The sequence below is a fragment of the Rhodococcus sp. PSBB066 genome (genome assembly GCF_017068255.1).
GTDB classification, from domain to species: domain Bacteria; phylum Actinomycetota; class Actinomycetes; order Mycobacteriales; family Mycobacteriaceae; genus Rhodococcus; species Rhodococcus aetherivorans.
Genome location: NZ_CP070859.1, coordinates 2101877 through 2124782, shown reverse-complemented (window position 1 = coordinate 2124782; position 22906 = coordinate 2101877). Strand labels below are relative to the sequence as shown.

The following is a 22906-nucleotide window of genomic DNA, read 5'->3' as shown; positions in this document are numbered from 1 at the left end:
TCACCGACCCACACCCGAGGAGTCCTCATGAAAAGCCGCGGCGCCGTTCTCCGCCAAGCCCCTGGCAAGTTCGAAATCGTCGACCTCGTCGTCGACGAACCCCGACAGAACGAGATCCGAGTCAGGATGGTCGCCTCAGGGCTGTGCCACTCCGACGACCACATGGCCACCGGTGACCTCCCCGTCGCCGTCTACCCGGTCTGCGGTGGACACGAGGGCGCCGGCATCGTCGAGTCGGTCGGCCCGAACACCTCCGGCTTCGAACCGGGAGACAAGGTCATCTTCTCGTTCCTGCCGGCCTGCGGAAAATGCCGCTGGTGCTCCACCGGGCACCAGAACCTCTGCGACCTCGGCGCCAACGTCCTGGTCGGCTCGCGCTGGGACGACCCGACGAGCTTCCGACTGCAGCTCGAGGACGGCACCCCCGTCGCCCAGGCACTCGGCATCTCCACCTTCTCCGAATACACGACGGTCGCCGTCGACTCCGCCATCAAAGTCCCGGCGGACACCCCGCTGGAAAAGGCGTGCCTGCTCGGCTGCGCAGTCGGGACCGGCTGGGGCTCGGCGGTCAACACCGGCAAGGTGCAACCCGGCGACACCGTGCTGATCCTCGGTGTCGGCGGCATCGGCGCGAACGCCGTCCAGGGTGCCGTGCATGCCGGTGCGGCACGGGTGATCGTGGTCGACCCCGTCGCCTTCAAGCGGGACACGGCGCTCTCTCTGGGTGCCACGCACGCGGTCGCCACCGTCGAGGAGGCCATCGAGATCGCGAAGAGCTTCACCAACGGCCAGGGCGCCGACGTCGCGATCGTCACCGTCGGCGTCATCACCGGCGACCACATCGCGCAGGCATTCGCCGGTATTCGCAAGCAGGGCACGGTCGTCGTCACCGCGCTCGGCAACGCCGCCGCCGTCGGCATCCCGGTACCGATCCTCGAATTGATCCTCTACGAGAAGAAGATCAAGGGTTCGCTGTTCGGCTCGTCGAGCCCGCGCGCAGACATCCCCAAGCTGCTCGACCTCTACCAGGCCGGCTACCTGAAGCTCGACGAGTTGATCACCACCGAGTACGCCCTCGACGACATCAACCAGGGATACGACGACATGCGTGCCGGCACCAACATCCGCGGTGTCATCCGGTTCTAGCGACCGCCCGACTGCACCGATCCGGCCCCTCGGATCCCCTCCCGCACCAACCTCGGCCCAATCCCAGAGAGGCACCGATGACCGTCACAGACGACCCGACGACCCAACTACCGACACCCCACGGACCGTTCGTCGAGGACGATCGTGAAGCACACAGCTTCCGTGTCCACCGCTCCACCATGACCTCACCGGAGGTCCATGCGATGGAACTCGAGCGGGTCTTCGCGCACAGCTGGCTCTACGTCGGCCACGAGTCGGAAATCCGCAAGAAGGGCGACTACGTGCGCCGCCCCGTCGGCGGACGCCAGGTTTTCATGGTCCGCGGACGATCGGGGCAGGTGAACGTCTTCCACAACACCTGCACCCACCGCGGCGCAATGGTCTGCCGCGCCGAACGTGGCAACGCGAAGATCTTCTCGTGCTTCTACCATGCCTGGTCGTTCAACACCGACGGCGAACTGGTGGGCATCCCGGACCGCCAGGCGTACGGCGACGACCTCGACTTCGGCAAACTCGGGCTCCGGCCCGCCGCCAAGGTCGACAGCTACCGCGGCTTCGTCTTCCTCTCCTACGATCCCGACATCGTGCCCCTGGTCGACTACCTGGCGGGCGCCACGGAGTACCTCGACCTCGTCGTCGACGCGGTCGAGGACGCGGAAATCATCTCCGGAACCAACGAGTACGCGATCAATGCCAACTGGAAACTCCTGGCGGAGAACAGCATCGACGGCTACCACGCGGTCAGCACCCACGACACCTACTTCAAGTACCTGGTAGCGCTGGGCACCGACCTCGCGGGTGGGGTCCAGGGCACGGCGAAGGCCCTGGGCAACGGGCACGCGGTACTCGAATACACCGCACCGTGGGGCCGACCGGTGGCGAAGTGGGAGCCACTGTTCGGTGAGGGCGCGCGCGAGGAGATCGGCCGGCTGCGCGCCGAACTCGTGGCCAAGCACGGCGAAGAGCGCGCCTCGCGCATGGCCGACGTCAACCGCAACCTGTTGATCTACCCGAACCTGGTGATCAACGACATCATGGCAGTTACCGTACGCACGTTCATGCCTGTCTCCGCGGACCGGATGGAGATCACCGCCTGGGAGCTCGCTCCGAGTCAGGAGCAACCCCAGCTGCGGCAGCGCCGTCTCGACAGCTTCCTCACCTTCCTGGGCCCCGGTGGCTTCGCCACCCCGGACGACATCGAAGCCCTCGAGTCCTGCCAGCAAGGCTTCCACAGCGGCGGAGTGGAGTGGAACGACATCTCACGCGGCATGGCGCGCACGCCCGAGGCCAACGACGAAGAGCAGATGCGTGCCTTCTGGCGACGCTGGAACGAGCAGATGATCGGAGAGGCCCGATGACCACCACCGCACCCGAGACTCCGAAGGCCGCGCCGGCGCCGTCCCCGCAGGTCGACGACCTTCGTCAGGTCACCCGCAGCCGAGTCGAGGACCTGCTCTACCTCGAGGCCGAACTGCTCGACGACTGGGACCTCGACACCTGGATCACCCTCTACACCGACGACTGCCGCTACGTCGTGCCCTGCAACGACACCCCCGACGCCGACCCGGCCCGGGACCTGGTGCTCGTCGACGACGACCACCTGCGTCTGTCCTGCCGCGTGGAGCGACTCAATTCCCGCCGGGCACACCGGGAATACCCGCACTCGGCCACCAGCCACCAGGTGTCCAACGTGCGGCTGCGCCCGGTCGTCGACGGCACCGACGGTGCGGCCGAGCTTCCGGTGGTCGCCGAGTTCGTCGTCTGGCGCTTCCGCGGCGAACGCTCCTACACCTACGCCGGCCGCTACCACTATCGACTGCGCGTCGTCGACGGGCACCTGCGGATCGCGTCGAAGCGGTGCGTGCTGCGCATGGGAAGCCTGCGCCAGGTGTCCGACGTCGCGATCATCCTGTGAACGCCGAACTGGACGGGGCACCGTTGCGGGGCCGCACCGTGATCGTCACGGGAGGAGCGACCGGCATCGGTCTCGCGATCACCCGCAGGTTGCTCGCCGACGGCGCGTCGTTGCTCGTCGCTGCCCGTGACGAGGACGAACTCCATCGCGGGCTCGGGGCGCTGAGCGCACCCCCCGGCGTTCCCGAGCCCGCGGGATTCGTCGGTGATCTGGCGCTCCCGGGCGCCGCGGACTCGATGCTCACCGCGGCAACGGACGCGTTCGGCCCGGTGTACGGACTCGTCAACAACGCCGGCGGGGGCGTCATCGCGCCGACGCTCCAGCATACCGAGCAGACGCTGAAGTCGACCATCGACAACAACCTGTGGACCACGCTGCGGGCCAGCATGGCGTTGCTCCCCCATCTCGTCGACAACGGCGGAGGACGCATCGTCAACATCGGCGCCGAGTCCGTGCGCAACGGCCTCACCGCCCACGCGGTCTACAACGCCGCCAAAGGCGGGGTGCACGCGTTCGCCGTCGGATTGGCGCGCGAGTTCGCACCCGCAGGCATCACCGTGAACACCGTGGCGCCGGCCTACACCCTGACCGCGGAGCTGGCCGCCGCGATCGAAGGAGACCGCCTCCCCGACGTTCTACGGCCGGTCGTCGAGGACGCGGTGCGACTCATTCCGATGGGCCGCCCCGCTGTTCCCGACGAAGTCGCCGGGGCCGTCGCCTATCTCCTTCGCCCGGAATCCGGCTTCGTTACCGGACAGGTGATCAGTGTGAACGGCGGCAGCAGCATGGGCTGACACGTCGCCGCGCCACAGACCGACCGATCCCACATCCAGGGTGCAGACCCGGAAAGGTGAGCCATGACCGGCGTATCCCACGTCGACGACACATCCCGTGTCTCGGGTACATCTGATCCTGAACAACTTTCGACCCACGGCCGGGCAACCGAGCTCTACCGGTCGGCACGCGATCTGCTCCAGGATCTCGGCCGCGACTACCGCAAGGCGGTCGACGAGTTCACCTGGCCGGATCTCGGGGAGCGGTTCAACTGGGCCGTGGACTGGTTCGATGCGATCGCACGGGGCAACGACCGGGTGGCCCTGTGGATCGTGGAAGAGAACGGCGCCGAGGCGAAGTACACCTTCGACGAACTCGCACGCCGGTCCGATCAGGTCGCCGCCCATCTGGCCGCCCACGGAGTGGCCCGGGCAGACAGAGTCGTCCTCATGCTGAACAACCAGGTCGAACTCTGGGAGGCCATGCTCGCGGTCATGAAGCTCGGTGCGGTCATCATGCCCACGACCACCGCGCTCGGCCCGGTGGATCTGGCCGATCGCATCGACCGGGGCGGTGCCCGGCACGTCATCGCCAACATCGCCGACACCACCAAGTTCGACGAGATCGAGGGCAAGTACACGCGTTTCGTGGTCGGCGACGCGCATGAGGCACCTGCCGGCTGGGTGAGCTTCGCCGACGCATACGCGCTGGACGTTCCCCGTGCAACGCACCCCGGCACCGCTCCGCACGACCCCCAGCTGCTGTACTTCACCTCCGGCACCACGAGCCGGCCCAAACTCGTCGAGCACACGCAGGTGTCCTACCCCCTCGGGCACCTCGCAACCTCGTTCTGGGTCGGAGCCGCACCCGGGGACGTACACCTGAACATCAGCTCGCCGGGCTGGGCGAAGCACGCCTGGAGTTGCTTCTTCGCCCCGTGGATCGCCGAAGCGACGATCTTCGTCTACAACTATTCCCGCTTCGATGCCGCCACGTTGCTCGAACAGATCCGCCGGGCCGGCGTGACCACGTTCTGTGCCCCACCGACGGTGTGGCGAATGCTGATCAACGCCGACCTCTCCGGCGGCCCCGCGCAGCTGCGTGAGCTGCTTTCCGCGGGAGAACCGCTGAACCCCGAAGTCATGGATCAAGTGCGGCGGCAATGGGGATTGACGGTCCGCGACGGGTTCGGCCAGACCGAGCTGCCATTGGCTGTCGGGAACGTACCCGGCATGCCGGTCAAGCCCGGATCGATGGGTCTGCCGTTGCCCGGTGTTCCGGTCGTGCTGGTCGATCCGGTGACCGGCGCGCGGGTCGACGGTGTCGGAGAGGGCGAGCTCTGCGTCGATCTGACAGCGCGGCCGATAAGCCTGATGACCGGCTACCTGGGCGATCCCGAACGCAACGCCGAGGCGATGGCAGGAGGCTTCTACCACACCGGCGACGTCGCTTCCCGGGACGCGGACGGCTACATCTTCTACGTCGGGCGCACGGACGACGTGTTCAAGGCCAGTGACTACAAGATCTCGCCGTTCGAGCTGGAAAGCGTGCTGATCGAGCATCCGGCGGTCGCCGAGGCCGCGGTCGTGCCGGCCCCCGACGAAGTCCGGCTGGCCGTGCCCAAGGCCTATGTCAGCCTAGCGCCGGGTCACGAGCCGACGCGGGCGACGGCACTGGCCATCCTGCGGCACGCCCGCGAGAACCTCGCGCCGTACCAGCGCGTACGCCGCCTGGAGTTCGCCGACCTGCCGAAGACCATCTCCGGCAAGATCCGCCGCGTGGAACTGCGTGGCCGCGAAGAATCCGGCGTCGCCGGTGCCGGTGAATGGCGCGACGACCAGTTCCCCGAATTACGGCCCTGAGTCGTGTACCCCGGGGCTGCACCTGCCCCGGGGTACACGAACATCCCTGAGCGAGTCCTGGTTCCGTCGCAGGCGCCGGGACCGAAGCACATTGTGATGGTGCGTGGTTGCGAACGAGCACAGGTATGCCTACGCGAGACAGGGGATGGATCGCCGGACAGCAGTACGTAGTGCCGGCCTCGCCGAGACGGAGCTTTCCTCGGTGCTGGGATGGAGTGTGGCCGCTCTGCACCCGGATATCCGGATGAAACGAGGGTCGGTACCGGGAGTGGTCGCGGTGGCGTGCAGGTTCTGCCAGACCTGACAGCGGCACGGCAACCCCGACTCGCACCACACCCGGCCCCTGCACCTGAGTGCCCCGGTGGAACAGCCACCTCGGCCACGGACGCTCGTCGACGGCCGCTCCACGGTCCTTCAGCTCCGCCCCCCACTGCCGCCGCTCCTGCCCGCTGGTTACGGGTCAGTGGGAGTTCGTCGTCAGCGGGCGTTTGCCGGTCCGGTGAGCGGGCGAACCGTGGCAATGAGCTCGGCGGCGTTGTCGCGGCGGATCGCGGCCGCGAGCTCGTCGGAGCAGGCGCCGAGGACGGCTCCGGGCGGTGTCTCGCGTGCAGCGAAGGGGTAGTCGGTGCCCAGCAGGACGTGCTCGCCGCCGAATCGGGCGACAGCCTGGCCGAGTGCCGCCGCGTCGTAGGTGAGGGAATCGCACCACAGGTCCCGGGCCCGCTCGCTCGGCGCCGGTCCGGGCGTGCCGGAAAGAACGGCGCCTCGGTCGAGCCGGGACAAGATCGCAGGTAGGGCGCCGCCGCCGTGGGCCAGGCACAGGCGCACGCCCGGAGTGCGGGTCCGCCCCGTGAGCAGCGCCGCCGCGGCGGTCGTTGTCTCCATGGGCATCCCCAGTCCGAACTCCAGGCCCAACATCGACAGCCGCGGGTCCAGCGTCGTGTCCACCGGGTGCACCAGCACCAGTGCCGAGCGCTCGGCCGCAGCAGCGAAGAACTCGTCGAATGCGGGGTCGGCCAGCTCTCGCGTGCCGACGCGAGTACCGATTTCGACACCGAGGAAACCCAGTTCGTCGATGCAGCGGGAGAGCTCGGCGACCGCGGCGTCGGGGTCCTGCAAGGGAACGGCGCCGAGGGCGTACAGCCGCCCCGGTGCCTCGGCGACCAGTGCGGCGAGGGCATCGTTCTGCGCCGCCGCCAGGATCCGTGCACCGTCGGCGGGCTGGTCGTGACACAACGTGACAGGAATGGGCGAGACGACCTGTGCTGCAATCCCCTCGGCGTCCATGTCGACGAGTCGGCGCTGGGCGGACCAGCACCGGTGGTCGATCTCGCGGTAGGGGCGACCGCCGAGCAGGAGCTGGGCACGTCGGGGATCGAGGAGTTCGATGGACGGCCAGCGTCCCGGTCGGCCGGACAAGTCCGGAAGCCGGGTGCCGATCGCGTGGGTGTGGACGTCGATCGCCCCGAGAGGAAGCGGAGATCTGGCGTTGCCGTTCACGTGCGTGCTCATGCTGGCTCCCTCGACGACGCCCGCGGGGTCGATGTTCCGACGGGGTGATCGAAACCGTAACAAATCATGACTACAGGATTCAAGATGATTACGTTGGTCCACCTTCCCGCGCCGGCACTCCCGCTACACCCCACACCCGGGGGCTCACAGCGCGCGAATCTCGCCAATCCTGCAGATACGATTGAAGTCGGACTACGGCCCTGCGCCGGCGTCTCCGGCATATACGCAGTTCACAGCCCTGGGAAGAGGTCGAACCTGATGACGTCATCGACTAGGACTCACTCGCGGACAGCGGACGGCCCCGGAAAGAAGCAGGCCCAGCGGTCGCTCTCGCGGGCACAACAGGTCGCCGTCGAAGTGGAGAACGAGCTGCTCGCCGCGCACACCCCGGTGGGGACCTCCCTCGGCCGACGTACGGACCTCATGGAGCGTTTCAGGGTCAGCCCGACCGTGATCAACGAGGCGTTGAGGATCTTGCGCGACCGCGGGCTCGTGGTGGTCAAGCCCGGGCCCGGCGGCGGGGTGTTCGTTGCGAGCCGGCCGCCGCAGGTCCGGCTCGGAGCGCTCGACCTGTGGTTCTCCGGAACAGGAACGGATCCACTGGATCTGTTCGAGGCCCGCATGCACTTGGAGGACGTCCTGACCAGGGTTGCCGTAGAGCGGGCGGGCCCGACGGACATCCGCGACATGGAATGGGCACTGGAGTCGATGCGGTCGGCGAGTACGCCGCGCGACTTCCTGGATGCAAACCTGAGGCTGCATCTGGCGATCGCGCGAGCCGCCCGGATCCCCGTGCTGGCGGGCATGTACGAGGCGATCGCCGCGATCATCGGCGGTGCGGCCACGCGCGTCGAACTGCTGCCCGACCACGAGGAGATGTACCGGCACAGCATCGCCGTGCACGTCGAGATCGTGGCCGCCATCCGCGACGGTGACCGCGAGGCGCTGGACAAGTGCCTGGGACTGCACCGTCAGGACCTGGTGCGGGCGGTGGATCCCACTCGTTCGCCGGTCGCGCCGGAATAGTTGCCGACAATTGTGCTCCATCCCTTGAATTATGCATACATGATTCCGTAAGGTTTGTCTCGGCAGCGATGCCGAATGCATGAGGAGGAGTCATGGCAGAATTCCTCGGGTTGGGGATCACTCACTATCCCTTGCTCGCCGGCACCGACGAGCACATGGCAGGGCTACTGCGGTGGACCCTGACCGACCCGGACATCCCGGAAGACCTGAAGGATCCGGCGAACTGGCCGGCCCGGATGCGCCGCGAATGGGACGACGACGGCGGCACGGCCGCCGCAGCCGCGCATCGGGCCGAGCTGGTCGACCACCTCGCCCGGTGCAGGGCCGCACTCGACGAGTTCGAACCGGACCTCGTGGTGGTATGGGGTGACGACCAGTACGAGAACTTCCGCGAAGAGGTCGTGCCGCCGTTCTGCGTGCTGGCCTACGACGACCTCGAGGTCCCGGCGTTCGAGGTGATGAACGAGCGCGGCAGCCCCAATGCCTGGGGACTACCCGACGACTTCACGATCACCCTGCACGGCGACCCGCAGGCCGCGCGGAGCCTGGCAAATGCCTTGATCGAGAACGGCTTCGACATGGCATACTCGTATCGCAAGCGCGCCGAGGCCCATTTCCCGCACGCCATCCTCAACACACAGATCTTTCTCGACTACGAGAACGCGGGATCGAAGCTTCCCTATCCGATCGTGCCGATCACCGTCAATTGCTATGGCCAGCATGCGATTGCCCGCAAGGGCGGCCTCGCTCGATTCGCCGACATCGCCGACGAACAGCTCGACCCGGTCGGCCCGACCCCGAACCGTTGCTTCGACCTCGGCGCCGCCGTAGCGCGCGCGTTCGCCGCGACCGACAAGCGGGTCGCCCTGGTGGCCTCGTCGAGCTGGTCGCATGCCTTCCTCACCGACAAGCTCTGGCATCTCCGTCCGGACACCCCGGTCGACGAGCGGCTCTACGACGCTTTCGTGCACGGGGACGTCGACACCTGGCGTGCGGTGAGCGGCACCGAGATCGTCGAGTCCGGCCAACACGAGATGCTCAACTGGTACTGCCTGCTGGGCGCGATGCACGAACTCGGGCTGCCACTGACCTGGTCGACACTCGTCACCACCGACGTATTCAACTCCAACAAGTGCTTCGCCGTGTTCTCCGGCAAGCCCGACGAAGCCTACGCCGGCGGTGCCGGTGGCCGGGCGGGACAGGAACCACGATGACCACCACCGACATCGCCCAGGGACGCCGAGTCGCCGTGCCCGGTGTCACCGCCGGACCGATCGACACGTTCTACCTCGAGGCCGGCAGCGGCGATCCCGTTGTGCTGCTTCATGGATCCGGCCCCGGAGTGTCGGGCTGGGCGAACTGGCAACACACCATTCCCGGGCTTGCCGAGCACTTCCGAGTGATCGCACCGGACACCGTGGGATACGGGGCCACCTCGCGTCCCGGGGACATCGTCTACTCACTTCGCACCTGGAGCGACCACATCCTCGGCCTGCTCGACGTGCTGGAGCTCGATCGGGTGTCGCTGGTCGGCAACTCGCTGGGCGGACGGATGGCGCTCGACCTCGCCGAACGCCATCCGGAACGGATCTCCCGAATGGTCCTCATGGGCTCGCCCGGCGTCGGGATGACCGTGACCGACGGGCTGAAGGCCCTGCGCGCCTATGAACCCTCCCTGGAGAACATGCGGGCACTGCTGCTCGACTACTTTGCGGTGAACCCGTCCATCATCACCGACGAGCTGGTCCGCATTCGCTACGAGGCGAGCCTGGAAACGTTCGACTCCTACCGCGCGATGTTCCTCGACCCCCGGCACAAAGGCAACGAGCTCGGTATCACTGAGGAGCAAGTGCGGTCGATCCGCACGCCCTCGCTCCTGATTCACGGACGGGAGGACAAGGTCGTGCCGCCGGAGGTCTCGTGGACCATGCTGCACCTGCTGCAGGACGCGGACCTGCACGTCTTCGCTCGTTGCGGGCACTGGACGCAGATCGAGCGGGCCGCGGAGTTCAACGAACTCGTCGCGGACTTCCTGCGGGGCTGAGCGCAGTCACCCCCTGTGCGGAGCACAGAGTTCGTTGTCGGCTGCGTCCGTTGGCAGCGACCACGCGAGGGACTTCGGGACGCCGGACAGCGGGAACCGCGGCCCGACTCGCGTGGAGTCGGGCCGCCGTTGCCTATGACACCTCCCGCCCCGGTGAGCGGTCAGAACTCAGCCGAAGGAGAAGTGGTGGCTGCCGACGAACCGGGTCTGCGCCGGGCCGGGGATCGAGACGTCGATCGAACCGACGCTCCGGTACACGTGGTCGTCGTCCTGGCAGTCGGAACGAACGGTGTAGTCACCGTCGGGCACGTTGTCGAACTTCACGGTTTCGTAGTCGGCGTAGTAAATCTTCGCGCTCTTCACCAGGGGAATCTCGTCGATCACCGCGTTGCAGTAGTGCGGGTAGTCCGCCTCGGGGGCCCGGTAATAGATGAACTTGACCGTGATCGTGTTCTCCCGCACGCTCACGCTCCAGCTGCCGTACGGGTAGGGATCCACTGCCGATGCCGTGGGCGCAAGGCCCGTCATCAATGCGAGCGGCGCCGCGAGGGCGACCGCCGCGCGTCCGAGCTTCGAGCCCTTCATAGGCGTTCCTTTCGACCGTTGACCAGCCCCGACCGGTTCAATGGTCGGCCCAGGAACGGGTACAGGAACTGCAAAGCACCGCAGTCGAACACAACCCGTGATCAACATCGATCGACTGTCACCCGGCCGTGACCGGGCGTGTCACGGAACAGTCACGCCGCGTGCCCGTGGCACCGACGATGCAGGGCACGCACCTCGTCGACGAGTTCCGGCACCGGCCCCTCCACAGTCACCCCGGGCGCGACCTCCTGGATCGGCAGGGCCCGGACGGGCGCCGGCGGCACACCCATCTCCTCCAGCCAGCCGACGAGTTGCGCCGACGACGCCACGTACACGACGCGGCCCAGCCCCACCCAACCGTGCGCGGCCGCGCACATCGGGCAGTGCTCGCCGGACGTGTACACCGTCGCGCCGGCGCGCGCGGCTTCGCCCATGTGCGCGGCGGCCCAGCGGGCCAGTTCGAACTCGGGGTGCCGGGTCCGGTCCCCGCCCGCGACGCGGTTGCGGTCCTCGGCGAGGCTCGTGCCGTCGGCCGACACCAGCACCGAGCCGAACGGCTCGTCGCCGGCGTCCAGCGCCTCCCGCGCCAGTTCCACGCACCGCCGCAGGTGCGTCATCCCCGATTCGTCGATCACGAGGTCCTCCCGGTGTCGCGGTCGTCGACCGCATCATGCCACCGCGGCCGGTGGACCGTCCTCAGCCCGCGCAGGTGCCCTCGTCGGGCGCTCCCGCGAACCGCCGGTCCATCCAATCCAGGCCTTCCACGGCGGCCGGAAGCAGGCCGATCCCGTGACCCGCGCCGGTCCCGGGCAGCACCGGTGGAATGGCGTAGCGGCGATAGGTGACGGATGTGCCTCCCGCGCACCACTTCCCGACCATGGTGTCGACGCCGCTCACCTGGACGAAGTCGTCGGTCGTGTTCTGCGCGACGAACGTCGGGATGGCGGGGGCGATGTTGCCGAGCTGCTGCTCGTGCACCAGCGACGCCCACGGTTCGGCGGCCAGGTGGTCGGCGATGGGCCGGCCGTCGACCGTGTACCAGGTCGTCGGGAAGAACGGATTCATGCGCGGCGCGTCGTAGATGCAGTACGTCTCGGCGCGCGCGAGGATGTCGCGTCCGGCGGGATTGAACACACTCAGCAGTTCCTCCCGCAACTGCGGATAGGCGGCGGCGAATCCGTTGACCACCCAGCCGATTCCGCCGGAGAGCAGCGAGCCGTCGCCGGCGACGGCGAGATCGGCGAGCGACGCCGGCGGTGAACCCGCGACCGCGGCGACGACGGGCAGCTCGGGAGCGTAGGTGTCCGCCAGCTCCGCGGCCGCCGCCGACGACATGCCGCCCTGTGAGTAGCCCCAGAAGCCGATGCGGGTGCCCTCGTCGATGCCGCGGTCGGTCAGCCGCAGGGCGGCACGGGCCATGTCGAGCATGGCGTGCCCCTGCGAGACGCGGTTCAGGTAGGGATGCACACCGGGTGTGCCGAGGCCCTCGTAGTCGGTCATCGCGACGGCGTAGCCCCGCGCGAGCAGCGGCACGATGTGCAGGTATTCGTACTCCTGGGCGTGATGGGTCAACTTCGACGGCGCGCACTGATCGCCCATGCCCTGCGTGCCCGGGCCGAGGACGATCGTCGGGCGCGGGCCGTCACCGGCCCAGGGTTGCGACGGCACGAACACCGTGCCGGTGACGGCGGTCGGGCCGCCCGTGGCGTTCTCGCTGCGGTACATCACGCGGGTGGCGGTGGCGTCGAGCGCCGGCGCGACGGCCGGTTCGGCGCGCAGGACGTCGCCGGCCGCACCGTCGGGCAGCGGGTCGGGCGGGAGGTAGAACCCGGCGTCGCCCGTGCCTGACACGGACCCTGTCGGAGCGGCGGCCGCGACGGGACCTGCGACGAGGGGCATGAGCAGCATCGTCAGGGCCGCGGTGAGCAGTCGGGCGGTGCGCATCGGCATGCCGAGCATTCTGCACACGTGTGTACCGCCACGGAAGGTGTTGCGCCGATATTTCTGCAACAAGTTCTATGACAGGATGACGCCACGGTCCGATCACCGGGACGACCGATGCCGAGAGGAGCCCCCCGGCGCTACGGTCCGCTCGCCGCTGTATCCGCAGGACGGAAGGACGACGCGATGACCGTCGAAGAGCGACTGGCCCGCCTCGAAGCGCTCGAGGAGATCCGGATGCTCAAGCACCGGTACTTCCGCGCGTGCGACGCCAAGGACCCGAAGGCCATGCGCGACTGTTTCGTCGCGACGGGCGTCGACATCTATTACGGCCCCGCCCTCGGCAGCTTCGACGACGCCGACGCTCTCGTCGACGTTTACGCCCGCATCGCCCTCGAACGCGTCGACGACCGGTACATCGTGCTCGACATGCACCACGGCATGCACCCCAGCATCGAACTCACCGGCGACGGCACCGCCACCGGCGCCTGGACGCTGCGGTTCCGGCAGGTCGACCTGCGTGCCCGCACGGAGCGGGTGAGCGCACTCGACTACGACGACGACTATGCGATCGAAGACGGCAGGTGGAAGATCGCCCGGTGCCACGTGCGCGTCCACTGGTCCATCGAACGGGCCCTGACCGACGACGTGAAAGTGGTGTTCTGACATGACCGAACGCAGGGTCGCCCTCGTCACCGGCGCGAGCCGCAGCGTCGGCAAGGGCATCGCATGCGCCCTCGGCTCCGACGGCTGGACCGTCTACGTCACCGCGCGGGGCCCGGTCGGCACCGACAGCCCCCTGGACCGGACCGCCGCGACTGTCACCGAACGCGGCGGGCTCGGCATCGCGGTGCAGTGCGACCACACCGACGACGAGCAGATCCGGGCACTGTTCCGGCGCATCGCCGACGAGCAGGGCGGCCGGCTGGACCTGCTGGTGAACAACGTGTGGGCGAGCCCGCCCGGGTTCGCGGGCTTCTCCGAGCCGTTCTGGAAACGCCCGATCAGCGATTGGGACAGTCTCGTCGGCGTCGGACTGCGCGCCCACTACGTGGCCTCCGTCGATGCCGCGCAGCTGATGGTGCCGCGCGGCAGCGGGATGATCGTCAACATCTCGTCGTTCGGCACCCGCGGCTACCTGCACTCGGTGCTGTACGGCATCTCGAAGGCCGGCCTCGACAAGATGGCCGCCGACATGGCCGTCGATCTCGCCGGCACCGGCGTCACCGCCCTGTCGCTGTGGCCGGGACTGGTGAAGAACGAGGCGATGCTCGCCCGCGGCATCGACAACTTCGAGGGCTTCTCCCTCGCCAACGCCGAGACCCCGGAGTTCGTCGGCCGCGTGATCGTCGCGCTGGCGAACGATCCGAAGGTGAACGAGCGCAGCGGGCGCACCCTGATCACCGCCGAGACCGCCCTCGACTACGGGGTCGTCGACGTCGAAGGCAATCAACCGGATTCGCATCGGGCCGCGTTCGGCGGCGGCCCGCTGTACTGATCCGCGGCCCGGCGCACCGGGCGAGACGCCGTGATCACCCCTGCGGGTGCGGATCTTCCGCGGTTCTCACCGGGTTTCCCGAGGACGAGATAGCCTCGGGCGAGAGGGTGAAAGGGAGCGGCAGCATGCACAGCGAGAGACTCCACTTCGCCGGCTCCGGCGCTACGGAACTGGCGGGCCGGCTGGACCTGCCGGAGGGCACGCCGCGCGCGTTCGCACTGTTCGCGCACTGCTTCCCCTCCAGCGAGGACGTACCGGCGGCGGCGCGGATCTCGGAGGTCCTCACCGAGCACGACATCGCCGTCCTGCGCTTCGACTTCGCCGGTCGCGGTGGGTCCGGCGGGGACTGTGCCGGCACCACCTCCGGTCCCGATGTCGCCGACCTCGTGCGTGCGGCGGATTTCCTGCGCACCCACCATGCCGCTCCCAGCATCCTGATCGGCCACTCCCGCGGCGGCACGGCCGTCCTCGCGGCGAGCGAGCACGTGCCCGAGACGCGAGCCGTGATCACGATCGGTGCCCCGGCCGGGACCGAGCGGATCCACCGGCCCGGAACCGCACTGCTGGTGATGCACTCCCCCACCGACGACACGGTCGGCATCGACAACGCCCGACAGATCTTCGCGGCCGCCCGCCACCCCAAGTCCTTCCTCTCCCTCGACGGCGCCGACCACCTGCTCTCCCGGCAGTCCGACGCCCGGTTCGCCGCCTCGCTGCTGGCGACATGGGCGAGCAGGTACCTCGACGAGAACACTGCGGCCCAGGCGCCCACCGCGCCGGCCTCGGCCGAAGGCGTCGTCGAGGTCACCGGGAACGGAGCCACCCGGTTCGGGCAGCGCATCACCCTCGGCCGGCACCTGATCACCGCCGATGAGCCCACACCGGTGGGCGACGACACCGGGCCTTCGCCGTACGACCTGCTGCTCGCCTCCCTCGGCGCCTGCACGTCGATGACGCTGCGCATGTACGCCGACCGCAAGCAATGGCCCCTGGAGAACGTGACGGTTTCCCTGCGTCACAGCCGGATCCACGCCGCGGACTGCGAGGACTGCGAGACCCGGACCGGGCGGCTCGACAAGATCGAACGCGTGATCCACCTCGCCGGTGTTCTCGACGAGCAACAGCGGCAGCGTCTGCTCGACATCGCCGACCGCTGTCCGGTGCACCGGACCCTGCACTCGGAGATCGTGGTGGACACCGCCCTCGCAGCCGGTGACCCCGCCGACCGGGAGACCCGCGACGCACCGACGGCGACGACCGGGCCGGCACCGGCATGAGTTCGCTGCCCATCGGCGACTACGCACTGCTCTCGGATCGGCACTCGGCCGCACTGGTGTCGTCCGACGGTTCGATCGACTGGCTGTGTATGCCCCGCTTCGACAGCCCCTCGATCTTCGCCGCGATCCTCGACGACAACGCCGGGCACTGGTCGATCCGGCCGGCCGGCGAATTCCGGGTTCGGCGCGAGTACGTCGAGGGCAGCATGGTTCTTCGCACGCTCTTCCACACCGGCGGGGGGACCCTCGAGCTGCGCGATGCCCTGATCCTCGGGGATGCGCAGGACCCCCATCGCCTGGGGGAGCATGCGCCGCACATGCTGGCCCGGACCGTCAGCTGCACCCGCGGCAGCGTCAGCGCGGAGCTGCTGTTCCGGCCTCGTCCGGAGTACGGTCTCGTCGCGCCGGTACTGACCGCCGTCGACGGCGGGATCACGGCCGCCGGTGGGGCGAGCCGGTTGACCCTGTCGAGCACGGTGCCCCTCGAGGTCGGCGGCGGCGCAGCCCGGGCCCAGTTCGACCTGCACGCCGGGGAGAGCGCGTACTTCGCGCTGCAGCACGCGGCACTCGGCGCACCCGTCCCGCCGGTGCGTCCCGGAGCCGCCGTCAGGGCAGCGGTCGACGACACGACGACCGGCTGGCAGGACTGGTCGGCGCAGCACCAGGCCTACCAGGGCCGCGCGCGCGACCTGGTCCACCACTCGGGACGGGTGCTGCAGGCCTTGAGCTACCAGCCCACCGGCGCGATCGTGGCGGCAGTCACCACCTCGCTTCCAGAGCAGGTCGGCGGTGCGCGCAACTGGGACTATCGCTACTCCTGGGTGCGCGACGCCAGCATGACCATGCAGGCGTTGTGGGTCGCTGCCTGTCCGGACGAGGCACACGAGTTCTTCGATTTCATGGCCACTGCCGCTGCCTGCTCCTACACCAACCGCCCCCTCCAGATCATGTTCGGCATCGGCGGGGAGCACGACCTGTCGGAGCGGACCCTTCCGCACCTCTCCGGCTGGCGTGGCAGCAAGCCCGTCCGGGTGGGGAACGGTGCCTGGACCCAGCCCCAGCTCGACACCTACGGCGAATTGCTCGACGCCGCCGCCCAGCTCCGTGACCAGGTCGGCTCGCTCGACAGTCCGACTCGAAACTTCCTGGTGGGCCTCGCCGACGCCGCCGCGGCACGCTGGCGCCAACCCGACAACGGCATCTGGGAGGTCCGCGGCGAGCCGCGGCACTTCGTGCACTCCAAGGTCATGTGCTGGGTGGCCCTCGACCGTGCTGTCGCCCTGGCCGACTGGCTCCACGCCGACGGCCATGTCGAGGCATGGACGGCCGCTGCCCAGGAGATCCGAGATGCGGTGCTCACGCAGGGGTGGAACGAGGCCCTCGGTTCGTTCACGCAGTCCTTCGGCGCATCGAACCTCGACGCCACCGCCTTGCTGCTGCCGATCGTGGGTTTCCTTCCCCCGGACGACCCGCGGGTGCTGTCCACGATCGACGCCGTCCGCGAGCGGCTCACCGACGCCCGCGGCCTGGTTCACCGCTACCACACCGCGGCGGGGGTGGACGGCCTCGAGGGCCAGGAGGGAACCTTCCTGCTGTGCACCTTCTGGCTCGCCCAGGCCCTCGCCCTGGCCGGTCGCACCGACGAAGGTGCCGAGGTCTTCGAACGCGCGGTGGGCTACGTCAACGACGTGGGATTGCTCGCCGAGGAGATCGACTCCGCCACCGGGGAACAGCTGGGCAATTTCCCCCAGGCGTTCAGCCACATCGGACTGGTCAACGCCGCCTGGGCGCTGCACCAGGCAGAGCACGTCGGCACGTTCCACTGAACCGGCTGGATCGAGGTGGAGGAAGAGAGTTCCGGGGTTCGCCGGCCGCGTGATCGTCGCACCGGCGAACGCGTCACGCGAGGTGGCAGGCCACCTGCCCGCCGCCGGGCACCTCGGTGGTCTCCGGTCGGCGTTCCCGGCACACCGGCATCACCTGCGGGCAGCGGGAGCTGAACGCACATCCGGCCGGGGGATTCGCCGGGTCGGGCAGCTCGCCGTCGAGCCGGATCCGTACGCGGGTGCGTTGCCGCACGGGGTCCGGGACGGGCACCGCGGACAGCAGCGCCTGCGTGTACGGATGCGCGGGCTCGGTGAACAGCCGTTCCGACGGCCCCCACTCCACGATCCGGCCCAGGTACATCACCGCCGTGGTGTGGGCGATGTGCCGGACCACGGCCAGGTCGTGGGCGATGAACAGATATGCGATGCCCAGCTCGGCGGACAACTCCTCGAGCAGCGCGATGACCTGGTTCTGGGTGGACACGTCGAGGGCACTCACCGCCTCGTCGGCGATCACCAGCCTCGGCTCCACCGCGATGGCCCGGGCGATGGCGATGCGCTGGCGCTGGCCGCCGGAGAACTCGTAGGGGTAGCGCTCGGCGTGCTCAGGCCGCAACCCCACCTGTTCGAGCAGGCGGCGCACCTTCCGACGCCGAGCCTCGGCGTCCAGGTCGGTGTGCACCTCGAGCGGTTCGGCGATGGCGTCCCCGACCGTGCGCGACGGATCCAGCGAGGAGTACGGGTCCTGGAACACCATCTGCATGTTGCGCCGCGCATCCCGCAGTTCCGACCGGTTCAGCGTGGTGAGGTCGACGCCGTCGAGGACCACCGAGCCGGCGGCGACGTCGACCAGCCGCAGGATGCCGCGGGCGGTGGTGGATTTTCCGGATCCGGATTCCCCGACCAGGGCGAAGGTCTCGCCGGGCCGGATGTCGAAGCCGACCTCGTCCACCGCGCGGATCGTCCGCTTCTTACGCGACATCCGGCCCCGGACGGGGAACTCGACCCGCAGGCCCCGCACGCTGAGCAGCGGTGCGCTCGCGGCCGATTCGACGACGTCCACAGTCATGAGGTTCCCTCCAGGATCAGATCGGTCACCCGCGCGCAGCGCGATACGCGGTCGTCGCCGACCGGCCGCAGCGGCACGTCGACCGCGCACTCGTCGGCCCGGTGCGCGCAGCGCGGTGCGAACCGGCAGCCGACGGGGATCGAGCCGGGCGGCGGTGGTGAGCCGGGGATGGTGTGCAGGTCCGTCCGGCCGCCGATGTCGGGCACCGATCGCAGCAGGCCCTCGGTGTACGGATGCCGGGGCGCCGCGTAGAGCGCCTCGGTGCGGGCCCGTTCGATCACCTGTCCCGCATACATCACCACCACCTCCGTGCACAGGTCGGCGACCACGCCGAGGTCGTGGGTCACGAACAGCACCCCCATGCCGAATCGTCCGGCCATCTCGCGGATCAGATCGAGCACCTGTGCCTGGATGGTGACGTCGAGCGCGGTGGTGGGTTCGTCGGCGACGAGCAGTTTCGGCTCGCACGCCAGGGCCATCGCGATCATCACCCGCTGCCTCATGCCCCCGGAGAACTCGTGCGGATACTGCCGGACCCGGCGTGCGGCATTCGGGATTCCGACGAGGTCGAGTACCTCCACGGCCCGGGCCGTGGCGTCCTTCCGGCTCATGCGGCGGTGCCGGCGCACCACCTCGGTGATCTGGTCACCGACCGTGAACACCGGGTTCAGGCTGGTCATCGGCTCCTGAAAGATCATGGCGATGTCGTTGCCGCGCACGGACTCCAGTTCGCGAGCAGGCATGGTCAGCAGGTCCCGTCCCTGGAACCGGATGCTGCCGGCGACCGTTCGGGACTGCCGGGGCGGCAGCAGCCGCAGCACCGAGGAACACGTGACGGACTTGCCGGAGCCCGACTCCCCGACCAGCCCGACCAGTTCGCCGGCCGCGACGTCGAAGGACACGTCCTGCAGGACCGGCGTCCAGCCGGACGCGGTGGCGAACTCGACGCCGAGGCCGTCGACGCTCAGCAGTGGTTCGATCATCGTTCGCTCCGGTTCTCGCGGCCCACCGAATCGCGGATGCCGTCACCGAGGGTGTTGCAGGCCAGCACGGCAAGGACGATGGCGACGGCGGGAATCAGGACGGGCCAGGCGGTGTAGTTCCAGGCCTCGCGTCCCTCGGCGAGCATCCGCCCCCAACTCGGGTCGGGCGGCTGGACCCCGAGGCCGAGGAAACTCAGCGAGGATTCGGCGAGCATGGCGAAGCCGCAGGCGAGACTGACCTGCACGATCAGCGGGGACAGGGTGTGCGGAAGAATGTGCTTGCGCACGATACACGCGGTCGGGGTGCCGATGCTGCGGGACGCCTCGACGAAGGTGTTCTCCCGCACCGCGATCACCGCGCCGCGCACCACGCGGAAGAACCTGGGCCCGAAGACGATTCCGATGGCAATCATCGCGTTGGTGAGATTCGGCCCCATGACGCCGACGATCGCCATCGCCAGCAGCAGCGGCGGGAAGCTGAGGAATGCGTCGGCGATCCGGGACAGCAGCGCGTCCCAGCGGCCGCCGAGAAACCCCGCCGTCAGCGCTGGGATCACGCCGAACGCCAGCCCCACCGACACCGAGATCGCCGCGGCCGAGACGGCGACCCGCGCGCCGTAGAGCAACCGCGACAGCGTGTCCCGGCCGAGGTTGTCCGTGCCGAGCAGATAGCCCTCGCTCAGCGGCGGCAGCCGGCGCGCCGTCAGTTCCTGCACCAGCGGATCATGCGGCGCGATCAGCGGCGCGGCGAGACCCAGCACCGTGATCAGCGTCAGGAACACGGCCGCCGCGACGGCTGCGCGGCGGCCACGGAACCGGCGCAGGAACCGGCGGCGCGGGGATTCGACGACAACCGGGGACGCATCCTCGACGGTCTTCGGCGGCGTGATGGTTTCGCTCATGCGGCGCTCCTGGTCCGGGGGTTGAGGTAGCCGTACGAGATGTCGACGAGCAGGCTCATCACGACCGTCGCGAAGACACCGAAGATCACCACGCCCTGGATGGCGGGCAGGTCGCCGGACAGCACGGCCTGCACGGCGAAGTCCCCGAGTCCCTTGAGCCCGAACACCGACTCGATGACCGCCGTGCCGCCGAGCAGGAAGGCGATCTGCATGCCGAGCACCGTCGCGGTGGGGATGAACGCATTCTTGAGGGCGTGCTTCCACAGGACGGCACGTCGCCCGAGCCCCTTGGCCGTGGCGGTGCGGACGTAGTCCTGCTGCATCACGTCGATCATGGAACTGCGCAACTGGCGGGCGATCTCGGCCGCGGCAGCCAGTCCCAGCGCGATCGCTGGGAGCAGCAGGTGGCTGAGCCACGGCCACAGCCCCTTTGCGAGCGGTGTGTACCCGGTCGCGGGGAGTGCCTTCAACTGCAGGGAGAACACCAGCACCAGGATGAGACCGAGCACGAAGTTCGGTGTCGCGACGCCCAGCGTGGACCCGAGGCTGGTGGTCCGGTCCTGCCAGCTGCCGGGGCGGCTGCCGCCGATGATGCCGGCCGGAATACCCACTGCCAGCGCGACCAGCACCGACACGAGGGTCAACGACACGGTCACCGGCAGCCGGTCGACGATCATCTCGAGCACGGGGGCCTGATAGGTGAAGCTCGTCCCCAGGTCACCTCGCGCCAGACCGCCGAGGAAGTCGAGATACTGCACGACGACGGGCTGGTCGAGGCCGAGATCCACGCGCACCGCCTCGATCTGCTGCGGTGTCGCGCTCTCCCCGGCGATCCGATGGGCGGGATCGCCCGGGATCAGGAATATCAGGCCGAACGTGATGGCGGTGGCGATCAGCAGCAGCGGTAGCACCGCGAGCAGCCGTTGGCCGATCAATCGAAGCATCCTGCCGGTCCTTTACATCTCTCGAGGTGTCGCTCGGGGCGCTGCCGCAGCGGTCATTCGGCGGCCGTGAGGCCGATCCCTCCCCATTCGTCCAATGCGCGGTACGGCTGGTATCCGACGACCCGGTCGGTGAGGGTGGCGCCGAGGTCGGCGAAGGCCAGGGGGATCATCAGTGCCTGGTCCACGACCGTGGCGGAGACGTCGCCGATGAGCCGTCCCCGGGTCTGCTGGTCCGGTTCGGCGTTCGCGGCGGCCAGGGCCTCCGCGAAGCCGGGAGTGACGTCGTGCGACGGGTTCTGCGGCGAATCCGGGGCGAAGTAGGTGGCCAGCAGCAGCGACGGATCGGCGCGTCCGGAGAAGGTGGTGAGCACGGCGTCGAGCTCCCCCCGGTTGAAGACCGGTGACATCTCGGCCGGGCTGAGCAGGCGGATCTGCATGGTGACCCCGATCGCGTCGAGCTGCTGCTGGACGATCTGCGCGATCCGCTCGTTCTCGGGCAGGTTCATCACCCCGGCGGTGAACGTGAACCCGTCGGGCAGGCCGGCGGCCGCGAGCGTCTCGCGGGCGGCCCGCTCCTCGTAGGCGTAGCGGTCGGCCAGTTCCGGGTTGTAGGCGAAGTAGCCCTGCGGGAAGTTCTGGCTGGCCGCCTCGCCGTGACCTTCGAGGGCGGAGTCGACAAGAGCCTGCCGGTCGATCGCGGTGCTCAGCGCCCGGCGCACGTCGACATTGCCGAATTCGCTTCGGGTGCGGTTGAAGTGCAGGACGTAGTGGTTCAGGCTGGTCTGCACCTGCGAGTCCAGGCCCTGTGCGGCAGCGGGGTCGATCGAGAGCGGCGTGGCCATCGCGATGTCGAGTTCGCCCGACGCCATCGCGTTGATGCGGGTCTGCGGGTCGGTGACGACCTCCCACTCGAAGCGTCCGGCGGTCACCGACTCCGGATCCCAGTAGCCGTCCCAGGCCACGAAGTCGTACGACGCGCCGGGCTGGGCGTCGGCGACGATGTACCGGCCCGCGCCGACGGGTCGCAGCACCAGGGCGGCGTCCTTCTCCGGCGTGCCGAACGCATTCGGGCTGACCATCATTCCGGGCAGATCGGACAGGGTCAGGACGAGTTGTGTGCCGGGTCCGGTCAACCGCAGCACCACCGTGGTGGGGTCGGGGGTCTCGATCGCCTCGACCGGAGCGAGCATCGTCGTGGTGATCGAGTCCGGCTCCTGGGCGCGTTCGAGGTTGGCCTTGACCGCCTGTGCGTCCAGCGGGGTGCCGTCCTGGAACTGCAGTCCCTCCCGCAGGTGGAAGGTGAGGGTGCGGCCGTCGTCGGAGAACTCCCACGACTCGGCCAGTCCCGGAATCGGGTTCGCGTCCCGGTCGCGGTGCACCAGCCGGTCGTACACCTGGGTCAGCATGATGTTGTCCTGCGCGACCCGGGTCTTGTGCGGATCGAAGGACGACGCCCCGTAGGTGGTGGCGTACCGCAGCGTCGCCTGGGGATCGACGGCGTCCGACGTCGCGGTGCCGGCGGACCCGCACCCGGCGAGGAGCGCGACGGCCAGCGCGGCGCCCAGGGCGAGTCTCGTACGACGGACCATGATGTTCTCCGAT

General features: G+C 68.9%; 21 protein-coding genes. 12 read left to right on the top strand and 9 right to left on the bottom strand.

Features of this window, described 5'->3' with window-relative positions:
- Positions 1–27: 27 nt before the first annotated feature.
- From JYA75_RS09930 to JYA75_RS09910, 5 genes are all read left to right on the top strand, one after another.
- Entirely contained in the window at positions 28–1146 is a 1119-nt protein-coding gene (locus JYA75_RS09930) for an NDMA-dependent alcohol dehydrogenase (RefSeq protein WP_006936693.1), read from the top strand.
- Between the two features lie 77 nt (positions 1147–1223).
- Positions 1224–2504: an aromatic ring-hydroxylating dioxygenase subunit alpha gene (locus JYA75_RS09925; RefSeq protein ID WP_006936694.1), complete on the top strand. Its 1281-nt coding sequence runs from the start codon at positions 1224–1226 to the stop codon at positions 2502–2504.
- Positions 2501–3061 carry an aromatic-ring-hydroxylating dioxygenase subunit beta gene (locus JYA75_RS09920; protein ID WP_006936696.1) on the top strand — a complete coding sequence of 187 codons (561 nt, stop codon included), beginning with the start codon at positions 2501–2503 and terminating at the stop codon, positions 3059–3061. Before JYA75_RS09925 ends, JYA75_RS09920 begins: the two co-directional genes overlap by 4 nt.
- Positions 3058–3855 (top strand): SDR family NAD(P)-dependent oxidoreductase, encoded by a 798-nt coding sequence (locus tag JYA75_RS09915; protein ID WP_006936698.1) that lies wholly within the window; start codon positions 3058–3060, stop codon positions 3853–3855. Before JYA75_RS09920 ends, JYA75_RS09915 begins: the two co-directional genes overlap by 4 nt.
- A gap of 63 nt (positions 3856–3918) precedes the next feature.
- A complete protein-coding gene (locus JYA75_RS09910) occupies positions 3919–5697 on the top strand; it encodes an AMP-binding protein (RefSeq protein ID WP_006936700.1) in 1779 nt (592 codons plus the stop codon).
- A gap of 477 nt (positions 5698–6174) precedes the next feature.
- Here the strand turns inward: JYA75_RS09910 and JYA75_RS09905 are convergent, their stop codons facing one another.
- Positions 6175–7209: an amidohydrolase family protein gene (locus JYA75_RS09905; protein ID WP_006936701.1), complete on the bottom strand. Its 1035-nt coding sequence runs from the start codon at positions 7207–7209 to the stop codon at positions 6175–6177.
- 258 nt (positions 7210–7467) lie between these two features.
- Between JYA75_RS09905 and JYA75_RS09900 the strand changes: the two genes are divergently transcribed.
- The 3 genes from JYA75_RS09900 to JYA75_RS09890 all read left to right on the top strand — a co-directional run bounded on the left by JYA75_RS09900 (position 7468) and on the right by JYA75_RS09890 (position 10279).
- The gene (locus tag JYA75_RS09900; RefSeq protein WP_044475980.1) at positions 7468–8235 is read left to right on the top strand and encodes an FCD domain-containing protein; all 768 of its coding nucleotides are present in this window, start codon (positions 7468–7470) and stop codon (positions 8233–8235) included.
- A 92-nt stretch (positions 8236–8327) separates the two neighbouring features.
- Positions 8328–9449 carry an extradiol ring-cleavage dioxygenase gene (locus JYA75_RS09895; protein WP_029545782.1) on the top strand — a complete coding sequence of 374 codons (1122 nt, stop codon included), beginning with the start codon at positions 8328–8330 and terminating at the stop codon, positions 9447–9449.
- Positions 9446–10279, top strand: a complete 834-nt coding sequence (locus JYA75_RS09890) for an alpha/beta hydrolase (protein WP_203329935.1) — start codon at positions 9446–9448, stop codon at positions 10277–10279. The genes JYA75_RS09895 and JYA75_RS09890 overlap by 4 nt, the downstream gene beginning before the upstream one ends.
- 168 nt (positions 10280–10447) lie before the next feature.
- Here JYA75_RS09890 and JYA75_RS09885 read toward each other — a convergent pair whose 3' ends face one another.
- The 3 genes from JYA75_RS09885 to JYA75_RS09875 form a co-directional block, all read right to left on the bottom strand.
- Complete coding sequence (locus JYA75_RS09885; RefSeq protein WP_006945883.1) at positions 10448–10864, bottom strand: hypothetical protein; 417 nt, start codon at positions 10862–10864, stop codon at positions 10448–10450.
- A gap of 152 nt (positions 10865–11016) precedes the next feature.
- A complete protein-coding gene (locus tag JYA75_RS09880) occupies positions 11017–11499 on the bottom strand; it encodes a nucleoside deaminase (RefSeq protein WP_006945884.1) in 483 nt (160 codons plus the stop codon).
- 61 nt (positions 11500–11560) lie between these two features.
- A complete protein-coding gene (locus JYA75_RS09875; RefSeq protein ID WP_239010555.1) occupies positions 11561–12814 on the bottom strand; it encodes a lipase family protein in 1254 nt (417 codons plus the stop codon).
- A gap of 177 nt (positions 12815–12991) precedes the next feature.
- On the opposite strand from JYA75_RS09875, the gene JYA75_RS09870 reads away from it, so the two are divergent.
- From JYA75_RS09870 to JYA75_RS09855, 4 genes are all read left to right on the top strand, one after another.
- A complete protein-coding gene (locus JYA75_RS09870; protein ID WP_203329934.1) occupies positions 12992–13471 on the top strand; it encodes a nuclear transport factor 2 family protein in 480 nt (159 codons plus the stop codon).
- 1 nt (position 13472) lies between these two features.
- On the top strand, positions 13473–14303 hold the full coding sequence (locus JYA75_RS09865; RefSeq protein WP_006945887.1) for an SDR family NAD(P)-dependent oxidoreductase: 831 nt from the start codon (positions 13473–13475) through the stop codon (positions 14301–14303).
- A 125-nt stretch (positions 14304–14428) separates the two neighbouring features.
- On the top strand, positions 14429–15580 hold the full coding sequence (locus tag JYA75_RS09860) for a bifunctional alpha/beta hydrolase/OsmC family protein (protein ID WP_006945888.1): 1152 nt from the start codon (positions 14429–14431) through the stop codon (positions 15578–15580).
- A complete protein-coding gene (locus JYA75_RS09855) occupies positions 15577–17406 on the top strand; it encodes a glycoside hydrolase family 15 protein (protein WP_050035820.1) in 1830 nt (609 codons plus the stop codon). Before JYA75_RS09860 ends, JYA75_RS09855 begins: the two co-directional genes overlap by 4 nt.
- A gap of 73 nt (positions 17407–17479) precedes the next feature.
- Here JYA75_RS09855 and JYA75_RS09850 read toward each other — a convergent pair whose 3' ends face one another.
- The 5 genes from JYA75_RS09850 to JYA75_RS09830 are packed head-to-tail and all read right to left on the bottom strand — an operon-like array spanning position 17480 to position 22893.
- Positions 17480–18475, bottom strand: a complete 996-nt coding sequence (locus tag JYA75_RS09850) for an oligopeptide/dipeptide ABC transporter ATP-binding protein (protein ID WP_050035821.1) — start codon at positions 18473–18475, stop codon at positions 17480–17482.
- Positions 18472–19458 carry an ABC transporter ATP-binding protein gene (locus tag JYA75_RS09845; RefSeq protein ID WP_050035822.1) on the bottom strand — a complete coding sequence of 329 codons (987 nt, stop codon included), beginning with the start codon at positions 19456–19458 and terminating at the stop codon, positions 18472–18474. Before JYA75_RS09845 ends, JYA75_RS09850 begins: the two co-directional genes overlap by 4 nt.
- Positions 19455–20360 carry an ABC transporter permease gene (locus JYA75_RS09840; RefSeq protein ID WP_050035823.1) on the bottom strand — a complete coding sequence of 302 codons (906 nt, stop codon included), beginning with the start codon at positions 20358–20360 and terminating at the stop codon, positions 19455–19457. The genes JYA75_RS09845 and JYA75_RS09840 overlap by 4 nt, the downstream gene beginning before the upstream one ends.
- Positions 20357–21304, bottom strand: a complete 948-nt coding sequence (locus JYA75_RS09835; protein ID WP_006945898.1) for an ABC transporter permease — start codon at positions 21302–21304, stop codon at positions 20357–20359. Before JYA75_RS09835 ends, JYA75_RS09840 begins: the two co-directional genes overlap by 4 nt.
- Positions 21305–21357: 53 nt before the next feature.
- Positions 21358–22893: an ABC transporter substrate-binding protein gene (locus tag JYA75_RS09830; RefSeq protein WP_203329933.1), complete on the bottom strand. Its 1536-nt coding sequence runs from the start codon at positions 22891–22893 to the stop codon at positions 21358–21360.
- Between the last annotated feature and the right edge of the window lie 13 nt (positions 22894–22906).